General features: G+C 63.7%; 13 protein-coding genes. 10 read left to right on the forward strand and 3 right to left on the reverse strand.

Going from position 1 to position 15,876, the window contains the following annotated elements; all coding sequences use genetic code 11:
• Nucleotides 1–6: 6 nt before the first annotated feature.
• The 3 genes from HGO38_RS07385 to HGO38_RS07395 form a co-directional block, all read right to left on the reverse strand.
• A complete protein-coding gene (locus HGO38_RS07385; RefSeq protein ID WP_250955245.1) occupies nt 7–996 on the reverse strand; it encodes an Ldh family oxidoreductase in 990 nt (329 codons plus the stop codon).
• A gap of 317 nt (nt 997–1,313) precedes the next feature.
• Nucleotides 1,314–3,767 carry a GcvT family protein gene (locus HGO38_RS07390; protein ID WP_250955246.1) on the reverse strand — a complete coding sequence of 818 codons (2,454 nt, stop codon included), beginning with the start codon at nt 3,765–3,767 and terminating at the stop codon, nt 1,314–1,316.
• 4 nt (nt 3,768–3,771) lie between these two features.
• The gene (locus HGO38_RS07395) at nt 3,772–4,650 is read right to left on the reverse strand and encodes a phosphotransferase (RefSeq protein ID WP_250955247.1); all 879 of its coding nucleotides are present in this window, start codon (nt 4,648–4,650) and stop codon (nt 3,772–3,774) included.
• A gap of 280 nt (nt 4,651–4,930) precedes the next feature.
• Between HGO38_RS07395 and HGO38_RS07400 the strand changes: the two genes are divergently transcribed.
• The 10 genes from HGO38_RS07400 to HGO38_RS07445 all read left to right on the forward strand — a co-directional run bounded on the left by HGO38_RS07400 (nt 4,931) and on the right by HGO38_RS07445 (nt 15,852).
• Complete coding sequence (locus tag HGO38_RS07400) at nt 4,931–5,734, forward strand: DeoR/GlpR family DNA-binding transcription regulator (protein ID WP_250955248.1); 804 nt, start codon at nt 4,931–4,933, stop codon at nt 5,732–5,734.
• A gap of 78 nt (nt 5,735–5,812) precedes the next feature.
• Entirely contained in the window at nt 5,813–6,766 is a 954-nt protein-coding gene (locus tag HGO38_RS07405) for a sugar-binding transcriptional regulator (RefSeq protein WP_250955249.1), read from the forward strand.
• A 156-nt stretch (nt 6,767–6,922) separates the two neighbouring features.
• Nucleotides 6,923–8,233, forward strand: a complete 1,311-nt coding sequence (locus HGO38_RS07410; RefSeq protein ID WP_250955250.1) for an ABC transporter substrate-binding protein — start codon at nt 6,923–6,925, stop codon at nt 8,231–8,233.
• Nucleotides 8,234–8,486: 253 nt separating this feature from the next.
• Nucleotides 8,487–9,359, forward strand: coding sequence for a carbohydrate ABC transporter permease (locus HGO38_RS07415; protein ID WP_250955251.1), 873 nt, complete (start codon nt 8,487–8,489; stop codon nt 9,357–9,359).
• Nucleotides 9,360–9,370: 11 nt separating this feature from the next.
• Nucleotides 9,371–10,195 carry a carbohydrate ABC transporter permease gene (locus HGO38_RS07420; RefSeq protein ID WP_250955252.1) on the forward strand — a complete coding sequence of 275 codons (825 nt, stop codon included), beginning with the start codon at nt 9,371–9,373 and terminating at the stop codon, nt 10,193–10,195.
• A gap of 48 nt (nt 10,196–10,243) precedes the next feature.
• A complete protein-coding gene (locus tag HGO38_RS07425) occupies nt 10,244–11,245 on the forward strand; it encodes an ABC transporter ATP-binding protein (RefSeq protein WP_250955253.1) in 1,002 nt (333 codons plus the stop codon).
• On the forward strand, nt 11,242–12,015 hold the full coding sequence (locus HGO38_RS07430; RefSeq protein WP_250955254.1) for an L-iditol 2-dehydrogenase: 774 nt from the start codon (nt 11,242–11,244) through the stop codon (nt 12,013–12,015). Before HGO38_RS07425 ends, HGO38_RS07430 begins: the two co-directional genes overlap by 4 nt.
• 58 nt (nt 12,016–12,073) lie before the next feature.
• Nucleotides 12,074–13,558: a mannitol dehydrogenase family protein gene (locus tag HGO38_RS07435; protein WP_250955255.1), complete on the forward strand. Its 1,485-nt coding sequence runs from the start codon at nt 12,074–12,076 to the stop codon at nt 13,556–13,558.
• A gap of 10 nt (nt 13,559–13,568) precedes the next feature.
• Nucleotides 13,569–14,246 (forward strand): HAD family hydrolase, encoded by a 678-nt coding sequence (locus HGO38_RS07440; protein ID WP_250955256.1) that lies wholly within the window; start codon nt 13,569–13,571, stop codon nt 14,244–14,246.
• A 25-nt stretch (nt 14,247–14,271) separates the two neighbouring features.
• Complete coding sequence (locus HGO38_RS07445; protein ID WP_250955257.1) at nt 14,272–15,852, forward strand: FGGY-family carbohydrate kinase; 1,581 nt, start codon at nt 14,272–14,274, stop codon at nt 15,850–15,852.
• Nucleotides 15,853–15,876 lie beyond the last annotated feature (24 nt).

The raw sequence follows: 15,876 nt of genomic DNA on the forward strand, positions 1-15,876 counted from the left end.
TCCGCGTCAGGCGTTGCGCGCCGCTGCAACCACCTCGTCGTCGATCTCGATGCCGCCTTCCAGCGCTTTGGCCCGCAGGGTCTGGCCACGGCGGCCCGGAATGCGCACGCCCTCCTGCGCGCCGATCTCGTCGGCCAGGTCGCGCAACCGGTCGAGCACTCCGGTGCCGCCGGTTGCCACCGGATCGATGGCGATGATCGTCTGGCCAAGCGCCACCGGCGCACCCTGGTCGTCGAACAGCGACGAGGCCTCATAGGCATAATTGGCGCCGATCATGCCGGCCGACAGGATTTCCACCATCATGGCCAGCGCCGCCCCCTTGGCTCCACCCAGCGGCGCCATGGTGCCGGCAAGCGCCGCACGGGGGTCGGTTGTCGGATGGCCGTCGACGTCGAAGGCCCAATCCTCCGGCACCGGCTCGTTCTTCTGCACGGCCGCCATGATCTTGCCGCGCGCCACCTTCGACAGCGCCAGATCGATGACGATCGGCTCGGCGCCGGCAACCGGCGTGGCAAAGGCGATCGGATTGGTGCCATAGAGCGGCTTGCGGCCGCCCCAGGGCGCCATGGCAGCCGGCGCATTGGCAAACATCATCGCCGCCAGCCCCGCTTGCGCAAAACGCTCGACGGTCAGCGCCATCACCCCGGCATGATGGGAGCGGCGGATCGCGGCAATGGCGATGCCCTGCTCGCGCGCCATCGGCACCAGGTGCTCGACGGCGAGATCCAGCGCCGGATAGGCATAACCGTTCTGGGCATCGATCAGCAGCACGCCGGGTTTCGGCCGGGTTGCGACAGGCACCGCCTGGCCATTGACCTTGCCGGCCACCGCCTGGGCCGCATAGGCCGGAACGCGGCGCAGGCCATGGCCGCCCTGCCCCGCCACCTCCGCCGCCACCAGCGCCCGGGCCACCGACCGGGCATTGCCTTCCGCCACCCCCTTGCCCATCAGCACTTCGGCAACCAGGGTTTCGGCATCAGGGATCGACAGTTTCATGGCAGGTCCATTCGAGTTATGCGGCATCGTTGTGCCCTGCGGTATCGCTGCTCGAAAATGCGCGGTCAACGGGGAAAATGCTGAGAGCCCTCTCTCGCGTTCAAGATCGACGACCCTCGCACACCGGGACATGGCAGGACGCCTGCGGATCGTCTTCTCCCCTCGGGGAGAAGGTGGCGCGCAGCGCCGGATGAGGGGGTAAGCGCCAGCGCACTCGGCCCCCTCATCTGCCCTTGCGGGCATCTTCTCCCCGCTGGGGAGAAGAGGGAGACCCGATGACCCCATGCGCCTCTTCCACATGCAGACACAGCCGCCGGTCAGCTCTTGATGCGCGCCATGCCGGGGTCGTAGAGCGGCGCCAGCGATACCGTGCAGGCAAACCGCGTCATTGCCACATCCAGCTCGTAAGTGCCGGACAGCACATAGTCTTCCGTCACGCCGTCGGGGTTGCGCACGAAGCCGTAGCCGATCGGTTTGCCGAGCGTGTAGCCGAAGCCGCCGCTCGACAGCCAGCCGACCCGCTGGCCATCGCGGTAGATCGTCTCGCGGCCGAGCAGCACCACGGCCGGATCGTCGACGACGAAGGCTGCCATGCGTTTCCTGACGCCGGCAGACAGCTGCCGCTCGATCGCCTCGCGGCCCTTGAAGGGAATGGCTTTGCGCGTCTTGACCGCCCAGGCAAGGCCCGCCTCCACCGGCGTATGGTCCGGCCCGATATCGGAACCCCAGGCGCGGTAGCCCTTTTCGAGCCGGCAGCTTTCGATGGCGCGATAGCCGGCATTGACCAGACCATCCTCCTTGCCGGCCGCCATCAGCGCATCGTAGACACTGCCGGCATATTCGACCGGCAGATGCAGCTCGTAGCCGAGCTCGCCGACATAGGTGACCCGCAGCGCCCGCACCGGGCAGCCGGCAATGCCGATCGTCTTCACCCGCCCGAACGGGAAGGCGGCGTTGGACACATCGGCCCGCGTCACCTTTTCCAGGATGGTCCTCGCCTTCGGCCCCATCAGCGACAGCACCGTATAGGCCGAGGTGACGTCGACCAGTTCGGCATGCAGGCCTTCGGGGATGTTTTTGGCGATCCAGTCGAAATCATGGGTGGCAAAGCCGGTGCCGGTGACGATGTAGAACTCGGTCTCGGTGATGCGCGCCACGGTGACGTCGCATTCGATGCCGCCCTTGTCGTTGAGCATCTGCGTATAGGTCAGCGTGCCGACCGGCTTTGCCACGTCGTTGGCGGCAATCCATGACAAAGCGGCGTCGGCGTCGCGGCCCTTCAGCACGAATTTGGCAAATGAGGTCTGGTCGAAGATCACAGCGTCCTCGCGCACTGCCTTGTGCTCGCGGCCGACCGCAGCGAACCAGTTCTGCCGCTCATAGCTGTAGACATCCTTGGCCACCTCGCCGGCGGCAAGATCGGCGAACCAGTTGGGCCGCTCCCAGCCGAGCTTTTCGCCGAAGCAGGCGCCTTGCGCCTTCAGCCGGTCATAGAGCGGCGACTTGCGGCAGGGGCGGCCGCTTGAATATTCCTCATGCGGGAAGGCCAGCGTATAGTGCTTGCCATAGGCCTCCAGCGTGCGGGTGCGCACCCAGTCCGTGTCGAAATGCGGACGGCCGAAACGGCGGATGTCGACCGGCCAGAGATCGTAGGGCGGTTCGCCCTTGTGCACCCATTCGGCCAAGGCCATGCCGGCCCCGCCGCCCGACGCGATGCCAAACGCATTGAAGCCGGCGCCGACGAAAAAGTTCTTCAGCTCCGGCGCCTCGCCGAGAATGAAATTGCCATCCGGCGTGAAGCTCTCCGGCCCGTTCAGCAATTGCTTGATGCCGGCCGTCTCCAGCGCCGGCACGCGGCCGAGCGCCTGTTCCATGATCTGCTCGAAATGGTCGAAATTGCTGTCGAGCAGCGAATAATGAAAGCCGTCGGGAATGCCGTTCACCGCCCAGGCGATCGGGTTCGGCTCGTAGCCGCCCATCACCAGCCCGCCGACCTCTTCCTTGTAATAGGTCAGCCGGTCGGGATCGCGCAGGGTCGGCAGATTGGACGGCACGCCGAAACCTTCGGTGATCATGTATTGATGCTCGACGGAGACCAGCGGCACGTTGACGCCGAAGCGCGCCGCAAAGGCCCGTGTCCACTGCCCCGCGCAGACCACCACCCGCTCGCATTCGATGCGGCCGCGCGAGGTGAGAACGGCGCGGATCCGCCCCTTGTCGATCTCCAGGTCAAGCACCTCGGTATCCTCGAAGATCGAGGCGCCGGCCATGCGCGCACCCCGCGCCAAGGCCTGGGTGATGTCGGACGGATTGGCCTGGCCGTCGGTTGGCAGGAAGGCCGCACCGACCAGGTCGTCGATGGTCATCAGCGGCCAGAGGTCCAGCGCCTCCTTCGGCGTCAGCAATTGCATGTCGAGCCCGAAGGATTGCGCGGTCGTCGCCTGCCGCTTGACCTCGGTCCAGCGCTCGGCATTGCAGGCGAGCCGCAACCCGCCATTCATCTTCCAGCCGGTGCCAAGCCCGGTCTCGGCCTCCAGTGTCTTGTAGAGCTCGACCGAATAGCCGAGCAATTGCGTGATATTGGCGCTGGTGCGCAACTGGCCGACCAGGCCCGCGGCATGGAAGGTGGTGCCGGAGGTCAGCTTGTGGCGCTCCAGGAGCACGGTATCGGTCAGACCAAGCTTGGCCAGATGATAGGCCGTCGAGCAGCCGATAATGCCGCCGCCGATGACGACGGCCTTGGCTGTGCTGGGCAGGTCTTTTTTGCTCATGGTCTCACCGCGTGCTGAAGATGTCATAGGCCTCGTTGAAACGGGCCAGGTTCTCGGCCGTATAGGCCGCATAGTCGAAGTCGATCGTCGAGTGGAGTTCCGAGATCATGCTCCACAGGGTCTCGCGCAGCAGCGAGGCGCATTTCATCGCCCGGTAGCGCCGCATCTGCGCCTCGCCTTGCGCCGTATCGAAATAGCTCTCAAGCAGCCACCGCTCGTCGTCGTCGGAAAATCCGTTGTTGGAGGCGAGACCGCCGAGATCGAACAGCGGCGTGTTGAAGCCGGCATAGTCCCAGTCGATAAGCCACAGCCGCTTGCCGTCGTCGAGAATATTGGCCGCCAGCAGGTCATTGTGCCCGAAGGCGAAATCGAAGGGCCCGGCCGCCCGTTCCAGCCCTTCGGCTTTGGCGACCAGCGACGGCAGCAGGGTCATGTGCCGGCTGCCGCTGTCGGCAAGGCTTGCCGCATAGTCGCGGATCACATGGAAGACCCAGAAAATCATCGCCGGACCGCGGAAATACTTTGGGATCTCGTGGTGGCAGGCGCGGATCAGCGGCACGATGCGGGAAAGCATCTGCGGCTGGCGCACCTCTTCGGCTGAGAGCGTGCGCGCCTCGATATAGTCGAGCACCAACAGGCCGGGGGCGGCATGCACCACCGCCGGCGAGATGCCCGCCGCATGGGCGGCGCGGCTGGCGGCAAGCTCGTTGGCACGGCTGATATGGTGCACGGGAATGTCATCGCCGAACCGCACCACTGAGCGCCGGACGGTGTCCTGCACCAGATAATTGCGGTTGGTCATGCCGCCATCAAGCGGCGCGATGCGGACCGGACCCGACCAGATGTCGAGCGCGGAGATCCTGTCCTCCGGCGAAGTGACCATGCCTATCCTCTCGTTCCCGTCGCCCATATCCGAGCCGGCTGGAGGTTGAAAACCTCGATCCGCTCGCCTGCGCATTTGCCCGAAATGGTTGGACACAACGCCTTCCCTGTCAAGATAAAACCACAGAAAGAAACGAAATATTGGGAATATGTGGATTTTTATCAGCAGCCGCGTTAGGCTTTCGAAGCATCGAGCCGTGCCGATCCCATCTCATGCGGAAGGGAGGCGGTCGATGCACGCAGCATTGATGTCGACGACAAACCCCATGGACGTCTCAAGAATGGCAGAACCGGACCCGCAGCAGGCCTTTTCCAACCACCGCGAACGGGAAATTCTGGACGAATTGCGTCTGGCCGGCGGATCGGTCCGCATCCAGTTCCTGGCCGAACGCCTTGCCGTCTCGGAAGAAACCATCCGCCGCAATATCCGCACACTCGAGGCCAACGGCCTGGTGACCAAGGTGCATGGCGGCGTCCATTTGAAGGACAGCGGCAACGAACCGCCTCTGCATTTCCGCATGGGCGAAAACCCGGAAGCCAAGCGCTCGATCGCCGCTGCCGTCGCCAGCCGGATCGCCGATGGCGACACGCTGTTCCTCGATATCGGCTCGACCACCGCCTTCATCGCCGTGGCGCTGCAAAAGCACCAGAATCTGTTCGTCGTCACCAATTCGCTGGCCGTCGCCCAGACGCTGGCGACCCGCAACGGCAACCGGGTGTTTTTCGCCGGCGGCGAGTTGCGCTCCCACGATGGCGGCGCCTTCGGGCAGGAGGCGATCACCTTCGTGCGCCGCTTCCAGGTCCGCTACGCCATCCTGTCGGTCACCGCCATCGATGCCGCCCATGGCTTCATGCTGCAGGACATGAATGAGGCGGATTTCTCCCGCGAAGCGGCAAAGCAGGCCGACTGCCGGATGATCGTCGCCGATGCCGGCAAGTTCGGCCGCAAGGCGCCGATCATCATCGGCGCGCCGTCGACCTATGACATGCTGGTCACCGACCGGCGCCCGCCGGACGATATCGCCGCGATGCTGGCCGACAACCAGGTGGAGCTGGTGCTGGCATCGAACCAGAACCCGTCCTGATCGGCGCTCGCTCGGCACCCGCTCGGCAATTGACAGCCAAATCCGGCAGGGTTACTCAGATTAAGGCAAAGGGTTTCCATGGCACGCAAAGCAGGCAGCAACGGACGATTTGACGATGCGGCACGGGCCGGATGGCTCTATTACGTGGCCGGCCGCACCCAGGACGAAATCGCCGCCGCCATGGGCATTTCCCGCCAGAGCGCCCAGCGCCTCGTCTCGCTGGCCGTTGCCGAAAAGCTGATCAAGGTCCGCCTCGACCACCCGATCGCCGTCTGTCTCGAGCTCGGCGAAGCCGTGAAGCGCAAATATGGCCTTAGGCAGGTGGAAATCGTGCCGAGCGATCCGGGCTCGGACTCGGCCACCACGGGCCTTGCCGAAGCGGGGGCCGCCGAAATCGAGCGCTGGCTGAAACAGCCCGAGCCGCTGATCCTGGCCATCGGCACCGGACGAACCCTGCGCGCCGCCGTCGACCAGTTGCCGCCGATGGCCTGTCCGCAGCACCGCATCGTCTCGCTGACCGGCAATATCAGCCCGGACGGCTCGGCCGCCTATTACAACGTCATCTTCTCGATGGCCGACGCCATCCAGGCCCGCCATTTTCCCATGCCCCTGCCCGTGCTGGTCTCGTCGCGCGCCGAGCGCGACCTGCTGCACCAGCAGGCCCTGGTCATCCCGACGATTTCGCTGGGCGCCAAGGCCGACGTGACCTTTGTCGGCATCGGCGAGATGGACCACCAGGCGCCGCTCGAAGTCGACGGTTTTCTGCAGGCCAATGAGATGGAAGATCTGCTGGCGGCCGGCGCCACCGGCGAGATCTGCGGCTGGATTTTCGATGCCGACGGGCAATTGCTCGACAATCCCGTCAACGAGCGCGTCGCCAGTATTGCGCTACCGTCGCGCGACACCTCCTGCGTCATCGGCATTGCCAAGGGCAAGCGCAAATACGCCGCCATCCGCGCCGCCGTCAAAGGCCGCTTTGTCAACGCCCTCATCACCGATGAGGACACGGCGCGCTACCTTCTGAAGATCTGAGCATCCTCCAGAATAAGTTTTTCTGACATTGATTCAACGCGCTAACCTGCCGCTTCGGCGGTGCAGCATGGATTCAGCATTGACTTTCGCACCGTCAAAAGTGAGTAATTGCCCATGAGCCTAGCGATTGCTCATTTCTCTTCTGGGAGGAAGACCATGACACTGAAAACAATTCTACTGGGCGCCTGCTCGGTATTGGCCCTTGCCACCATGGCCTCGGCTGAAACCCTCACCGTTGCCACCGTCAACAACGGCGACATGATCCGGATGCAAAAGCTGACGGAAGATTTCACCGCAAAAAACCCCGACATTCAGGTTGAATGGGTCACGCTGGAAGAAAACGTGCTGCGCGAACGCGTCACCACGGATATCGCCACCAAGGGCGGCCAGTATGACGTCATGACGATCGGCACCTATGAAGTCCCGATCTGGGCCAAGCAGGAATGGCTCCTGCCGCTCGACAATCTCGGTGCCGATTATGACGCTGCCGACATCATCCCGGCGATTGCCGGCGGTCTCTCCGTCGACGGCAAGCTGTATGCAGCCCCGTTCTACGGCGAAAGCTCGTTCATCATGTACCGCAAGGACCTGATGGAAAAGGCCGGCCTCACCATGCCCGACGCGCCCACCTGGGAATTCGTCGCCGATGCGGCCCGCAAGATGACCGACCGCAGCACTGAGATCAACGGCATCTGCCTGCGCGGCAAGGCCGGCTGGGGCGAAAACATGGCCTTCCTGACAGCCATGTCCAACTCGTTCGGCGCCCGCTGGTTCGACGAAGAGTGGAAGCCGCAGTTCGACCAAGCCGAATGGAAGAACACCCTGCAGTTCTACGTCGACCTGATGAAGGACGCAGGCCCGGTCGGCGCCTCCTCCAACGGCTTCAACGAGAACCTGGCGCTGTTCCAGCAGGGCAAATGCGGCATGTGGATCGATGCCACGGTGGCAGCCTCCTTCGTGTCCAACCCGAAGGACTCGACGGTTGCCGACAAGGTCGGCTATGCGCTGGCCCCCGACACCGGTCTCGGCAAGCGCGGCAACTGGCTGTGGGCATGGTCGCTCGCCGTACCGGCTGGCACGCAGAAGGCCGAAGCCGCCCAGAAATTCGTTTCCTGGGCAACCGGCAAGGCCTATCTCGACCTCGTCGCCTCCAAGGAAGGCTGGGCCAACGTTCCTCCGGGCACGCGCTCCTCGCTCTACGCCAACCCCGAGTACCAGAAGGCGGCTCCGTTCGCCAAGATGACGCTCGACAGCATCAACGCCGCCGACCCGACCAAGCCGACTGTCAAGCCGGTGCCCTATGTCGGTGTGCAGTTCGTCGCCATTCCTGAATTCCAGGGCCTTGGCACGACGGTCGGCCAGCTCTTCTCGGCAGCCCTTGCCGGTCAGATGAGCGTCGACGACGCGCTGAAGCAGGCCCAGGATGTCTCGACGGCAACCATGACCGAAGGCGGCTATATCCAATAAGAGTGCCGCTTGCATGCAGCAGGGTCTGGTCCATTGAACCAGACCTGCCAACTGGCCGCCCGTCAAAGCGGGCGGCCTTTGTCTCTCTCAAGCCTGAAATGAAAGATCGCCGATCGTTCCAAATTGTTCAGGCATGACACGTCACGCAGTTGCATGAAGACCGCGCCAGCCCCTGTGATCCCATCGGCCGCATGGTCGCCTAGAAAAAATACCGAGAGACCGAACGGTCCAGATCAATCGAGGGAGGACTTTCATGGCCACGCGACAGACGCAAACCCTTGCCAGGCTGATGCTGGCGCCATCCGTGCTGATGCTGTTCATCTGGATGATCATACCGCTCGGCATTACCCTGTGGTTCTCGTTCCAGCAGTACAATCCGCTGAACCCGATCCGCGACGGCTTCGTCGGCTTTTCCAATTACGCGCTGTTCTATTCCAACCCCGCCTTCCTCTATTCGATCATCAACACGCTTTTGATCGTCGGCAGCGTGCTATTGATCACCGTGATCGGCGGCACCCTTTTGGCGCTGCTGCTCGACCAGCCGATCTTCGGCCAGGGGATCGTGCGCATCCTGGTGATCTCACCGTTCTTCGTCATGCCGCCGGTGGCAGCCCTGGTCTGGAAGAACATGATCATGCACCCGAGTTACGGCGTTTTCGCCGATATCTCCCGGTTTTTCGGCCTGCAGCCGGTCGACTGGTTCGCGCAATATCCGCTGTTTTCGATCATCATCATCGTCGCCTGGCAATGGCTGCCGTTTGCCACCCTCATCCTGCTCACCTCGCTGCAGTCGCTCGACGGCGAGCAGAAGGAAGCCGCCGAAATGGACGGCGCCGGTTTTCTGTCGCGCTTCTGGTATCTGACGCTGCCGCACATGTCGCGGGCGATCACTGTGGTCATCCTGATCCAGACGATCTTCCTGCTGGCCGTCTATGCGGAAATCCTCGTCACCACCAATGGCGGCCCCGGCTACGCCTCCACCAACCTGCCCTTCCTAGTCTACCAGAAGGCCTCGCTCGAATTCAAAATCGGCCAGGCATCCGCCGGCGGCATCATCGCCGTCATCCTTGCCAATATCGTCGCCTTCTTCGCCATGCGCGCCGTCGGCCGGAACCTGGACAAGTAGGAGAAGACATCATGGCACGCGCTATCAGCACAAAACGCAAGGCAGTCTTCACCGTGGCGGCCTGGATCGTCGCCCTCATCATCTTCTTTCCGATCCTCTATACGATCATCACGTCGTTCAAATCGGAAACGGAGGCGATCGCCGGCTTCAACATGATCCCGTCCGGGACACTCGAAAGCTATGCCGAGGTCCAGGGCCAGTACAACTATTTCAAACCCTTCATGAACTCGGTGATCCTGTCGGTCGGCTCCACGCTTTTGGCGCTGCTGATCGCCGTTCCGGCCGCCTGGTCCATGGCCTTTTCGCCGACCCGGCGCACCAAGGACATCCTGATGTGGATGCTGTCGACCAAGATGATGCCGGCGGTGGCGGTGCTGTTTCCGATGTACCTGATCTTCCGCAACCTTGGGCTTCTGGATAGCCGCATCGGCCTGACCGTCATGCTGACCATGATCAACCTGCCGATCGTCGTCTGGATGCTCTACACCTACTTCCGGGAAATTCCGTCGGAAATCCTCGAAGCGGCCCGCATGGACGGCGCCTCGCTGTGGAACGAGATCATCTATGTCCTGACCCCGATGGCCGTGCCGGGCATCGCCTCGACCATGCTGCTCAACATCATCCTTGCCTGGAACGAAGCCTTCTGGACGATCCGCCTGACGGCGACCAATGCCGCGCCGCTGACGGCCTTCATCAGCTCGTTTTCCAGTCCGCAGGGGCTGTTCTGGGCAAAACTGTCGGCCGCATCGACGCTCGCCATCGCGCCGATCCTGATCATGGGCTGGTTCAGCCAGAAGCAACTCGTGCGCGGCCTGACCTTCGGCGCGGTGAAATAAGAGACGTCGGCAATCCAATAAGCCGAGAACGCTCGGGGAGAAAACAACATGGGCAATATCGTACTCAACAAGGTCTCCAAATCCTTTGGGGCGACCATCGTCATTCCAGGCATCGACCTGGAGATCAAGGAAGGCGAATTCGTCGTCTTCGTCGGCCCGTCGGGTTGCGGCAAGTCGACGCTTTTGCGCCTGATCGCCGGCCTGGAGGACACGACAAGCGGCCATATCGTCATCGACGGCCGTGACGTCACCGGCGAAGCGCCCGCCAAGCGCGGTCTTGCCATGGTGTTCCAGTCCTATGCGCTCTATCCGCATATGTCGGTGCGCAACAACATCGCCTTCCCGCTGAAGATGGCCAAGCTCGATCCCGCCGTCATCGACAAGAAGGTCAACGACGCCGCCAAGGTGCTGAACCTCACCAATTATCTCGACCGGCGTCCCGGCCAGCTGTCCGGCGGCCAGCGCCAGCGCGTCGCCATCGGCCGTGCCATCGTGCGCGAACCCTCGGCCTTCCTGTTCGACGAACCGCTATCCAACCTCGACGCCTCGCTGCGCGGCACCATGCGGCTGGAGATCAGCGAGTTGCACCAGCAGCTGAAGACGACGATGATCTACGTCACCCACGACCAGGTGGAGGCCATGACCATGGCCGACAAGATCGTCGTGCTGAGTGCCGGCCATATCGAGCAAGTCGGCTCGCCGCTCGATCTCTACAACAAGCCCGACAACATCTTCGTCGCCGGCTTCATCGGCTCGCCGCGCATGAACTTTGCCAGCGGCGCGCTGGCCCCCCCATACCAGGCCCACACCATCGGCTTCCGGCCGGAACATATCAAACTCTCCAAGGAGAGCGGCACCTGGCCCGGCACCGTCGGCGTCGCCGAGCATCTGGGATCCGACACCTTCCTGCACATTCATGTCGACGAGATCGGCATGGTGACGGTGCGCACCAGCGGTGATTTCCCCGTCGGCCATGGCGACAAGGTCTTCCTGACCCCGGATGCCGACCGCATCCACCGCTTCGACGACAAGGGGCTGGCAATCCGATGAACAGGCTGGATGGAAAAAGCGCCCTGATCACCGGCTCGGCCCGCGGCATCGGCCGCGCCTTTGCAAAGGCCTATATCGCCGAAGGCGCCACCGTTGCCATTGCCGATATCGACTTCGTGCGGGCCAGCGACACGGCAGCCGAACTCGGACCGAATGCCTATCCGGTTCTGCTTGACGTCACCGAACAGTCCTCCATCGACGCCGCCGTCCGCGCCGTCGAGGAAAAGACCGGCGGGCTCGATATCCTGATCAACAATGCCGCTTTGTTCGATCTGGCGCCGATCGTCGAGATTACCAGGGCCAGCTACGACCGGCTGTTTGCGATCAACGTCGCCGGCTCGCTGTTCATGCTGCAGGCCGCAGCCCGATCGATGATCTCGCGAGGCACGGGCGGCAAGATCATCAATATGGCCAGCCAGGCCGGACGGCGCGGCGAAGCGCTGGTCGGCGTCTACTGCGCCACCAAGGCAGCGATCATCTCGCTCACCCAATCGGCCGGCCTCGACCTGATCAAGCACGGCATCAATGTCAACGCGATCGCCCCCGGCGTGGTCGACGGCGAGCATTGGGATGGTGTCGACGCGCTGTTTGCCCGACACGAAAATCTGGCACCGGGCGAAAAGAAGAAACAGGTCGGCGCCGCCGTGCCCTTCGGCCGCATGGGCCGGGCCGAGGACCTGACCGGCATGGCGATCTTCCTCGCCTCGCCCGAAGCCGACTACATCGTCGCCCAGACATACAATGTCGACGGCGGCAACTGGATGAGCTGAGCGCTCCGGCGCTCAGATCGCTGAAAGACTTTGCGTCTCGCACCCCGAGGACCGTGACATGACCCATACCCTATCGCTCGCCCATCTCGCCGACATCGCCTCGACGGCGTCAGTGCCCTCCTATCGCCGCGACCAGCTGAAAGCCGGCATCCTGCATTTCGGCGTCGGCAATTTCCACCGCGCCCACCAGGCGATCTATCTCCATGAGCTGTTCAACAAGGGCCGGGATCTCGACTGGGCCATTCTCGGCGCCGGCATCATGCCGTCGGACCGGCTGATGAAGGAGAAGCTCGAATCCCAGGATTATCTGACCACCGTCGTCGAGCAGGACAACAACCGCAGTGCGGCCACCGTCACCGGACCGATGACCGGCATCCTGACCGCGCCGGATTTTGACAAGATTGTAGCCGCCCTGGCGGACCCGGCGATCCGCATCGTGTCGATGACGATCACCGAGGGCGGCTACTACATCGACCCGGCCACCGGCAAGTTCGATCCGACCCATCCGGCCATGGTCGCCGATGCCGCCGATCCGAGCCATCCGAAAAGCGTCTTCGGCCTGATTATCGCTGGCCTCAGGGCCCGCCGCGCCGCCGGCATTCCGCCCTTCACCGTGATGTGCTGCGACAATATCCCCGGCAATGGCGAAGTGACCGAGGCGACCGTCACCGGCCTCGCAAAGCTGTCGGACCCGGATTTCGCCCACTGGATCGAGGAGAATGTCGCCTTCCCCAATGCCATGGTCGACCGCATCACGCCGGCCACCGGCGAGCGCGAGATCGGCATTGCCCGCGACACCTACGGCATCGACGACAAATGGCCTGTGTTCTGCGAAGAGTTCAAGCAATGGGTGCTGGAGGACAAGTTCCCGCTCGGCCGCCCGGCGCTGGAAGAGGTCGGCGTCACCTTCGTGAAGGACGTCGCCCCTTACGAGCTGATGAAGCTGCGTATCCTCAACGGCGGCCATGCGGCCATCGCCTATCCGGCCGCCCTGATGGACATTCACTTCGTGCACGAATCCATGGAAAATCCGTTGATCCGCGCCTATCTCGCCAAGCTGGAAAACGAGGAGATCATCCCGATCGTGCCGCCGGTGCCCGATACCAGCCTGGCCGACTATTTCACCCTGATCGAAAGCCGGTTCCTCAACCCGAAGATCGGCGACACCATTCCGCGCCTGGCGCAGGACGGCTCCAACCGCCAGCCGAAATTCATCCTGCCCTCGACCGCCGATCGCCTTGCCAAGGGCCTCGACGTCACCGGTCTGGCGCTGGTATCGGCCCTGTGGTGCCGCTATTTCGAGGGCGTCACCGACAGCGGCAAGGAGATCACCTTCAACGATCCGAGCGCCGACCGGCTGCATGCAACGGCACTGGCCTCCAAGGCCGATCCTCGCGTCTTCCTGGCGCTTGGCGACATCTTCGGCAAAGTCGGGGAAAACCCTCAATTCATCAAGCGTTTCGGTGAGGCTCTTGCTAGCTTGCGCACAGTCGGCACCGCTGAAACCCTTCAGCGCTATCTCGACGGCACACTCGGCGGATAGGATAACCGGCATGGCGCAGACGGCACAGCAGCTCATCATCTTTGATTGCGATGGTGTGCTCGTCGACAGCGAACCGATTTCCGTCGAGGTGCTGGTCGCGGCTCTGGCGGCGGCAGGCGTCGCCATCGACAGCGAGGAGGCCTATCGCCGCTTTCTCGGCCGCAGCCTTGGCGCCGTGATCGAGACGGCCCGCGACGAATTCGGCCTGGAGATCGACGAAGCCTTTCTGCTGAAACTGCGCAATGATCTTTATGCGCGGTTCCGCCGCGACCTGCGGGCCATTCCGGGCATTGAAACGGCGCTCGACGACCTGGAAGCCAACGGCTTTTCCTGGTGCGTCGCCTCGTCCAGCCAGCGCGAGCGCATCGAGCTGTCCCTGACCGTCACCGGCCTGATCGACCGCTTCGTGCCGCATATCTTCAGCGCCAGCATGGTCAGAAACGGCAAGCCGGCGCCGGATCTGTTTCTCTATGCCGCGGAGCAGATGCAGCGCGATCCCAAGGACTGCATCGTCATCGAGGACAGCCCGGCCGGCATTGAGGCAGCCAAGGCCGCCGGCATGACGGTGTTTGCCTTTACCGGCGGCTCCCATGCCGGCACACCAGGCCATCGCGACGCCGTGACACGGCTGAAGCCGGACGCCGTGTTTGACGCCATGGCCGAATTGCTCCACCTTATCGCAAAATGAAAAACCGGGACGGAAACAGGCCATAATGCGGGACCACGTGATTGCGGTGGATGTCGGAACGGGCAGCGCACGCGCCGGCGTGGTCGACCGCAACGGCCACCTTCTGGTGCGCTGCGAACATCCGATCCTGCTGCGCCGGCCGCAGGACGAGCGCGGCGAACATGCCTCCGAAGACATCTGGCGCGCCTGCTGCCATTCGGTGCGGAGCGCCCTGGCCCAATCCGGCATTGCGCCGGATCGCATCGCTGCCCTTGCCTTCGACGCCACCTGCTCGCTGGTGTTGCGCGACCACGACGGCGCGCCGCTGGCCCTCGATTGGCAAGACGGCGAGGCCTTCGACACCATCGCCTGGCTCGACCATCGCGCCACCGCGCAAGCCGAGGAATGCAACCGCACCGGCCATCCGACCCTTGCCCATAGCGGCGGCAGCATTTCGCCTGAAATGCAGATGCCCAAGCTGATGTGGCTGAAGCGCCACCGGCCCGACCTCTGGGACAGGCTCGGCTATCTCTTCGACCTGTCGGATTATCTCACCTGGCGGGCCACCGGTTCGACCGAGCGCTCGGTCTGCACCCTGACCTCGAAATGGAATTTCGTCGCCGGCCGCGCCAGCGGCTGGCAGGCCGATTTCCTGCGGCTGATCGGCCTTGACGATCTGGTCGAGAAGGGCACGCTGCCGGACGTCGCCGTCCCGGTCGGCGCGCCGGTCGGCCGTCTCTCGGCGGCAGTCGCGGCGGAACTGGGCCTTGACGAGACGGTCAGCGTTGCCGCCGGCATGATCGATGCCTATGCCGGTGCGCTGGGCGTTCTCGGCGGCGTGGCGGCCGATCCGCACGTGCTGCACCAGCAGACGGCGCTGGTCGGCGGCACGTCGAGCTGCATCATCAGCTTTGCCAGCAATCCGCAATTCGGCAAGAGCCTGTGGGGCCCCTATCAGGAAACCGTGTTTGCCGGCCAATGGCTGGTCGAGGCCGGCCAATCGGCAACCGGCGCCCTGCTCGGCCATCTGCTCAGGCTGCACAGCCTTGGCGGCGACCCGACGCCCGAACGCCACCAGCAGGTCATCGCCCGCGTCCAGCAGCTGCGCGCCATAGAAGGGTCTGGCTTTGCCGAGCGCATTAATATCCTGCCGGATTTCCACGGCAACCGCTCGCCCTTTGCCGATCCGCACCTGACCGGCGTGATATCAGGCCTGACGCTCGACGCCTCCTTCGACGGCCTCTGCCGGCTCTATTGGCGCGCCTGCGTCGCCATTGCGCTGGGGCTCCGGCAGATCCTGGAGACCATGGCCGAGAGCGGCATGCACAGCAGCGTGCTGCACCTGACCGGCGGCCATGTGAAGAACCCGCTGCTGGTCGAGCTCTATGCCGATGTCACCGGCTGCGACCTCGTCATTCCCGACAGCCGCGATGCCGTGCTGGTCGGCACCGCGATGAATGCCGCCGCCGCCGGCGGGCTCTATAAAAGCCTCACCGAAGCCGGTGCCGCCATGGCCCCCTCCGGAGAACGCATCGCCCCGAACCCGGCCAACCGGACGCTCTACGACCGGGATTATGCAAAGTTCCTCACCATGCAGCGCCACCGGGTCGAGCTGAACGGACTTTGAGCGGGGCGGAAGAAAAACCCTCTC

Source organism: Rhizobium sp. CG5, assembly GCF_023701945.1.
GTDB lineage: Bacteria > Pseudomonadota > Alphaproteobacteria > Rhizobiales > Rhizobiaceae > Allorhizobium.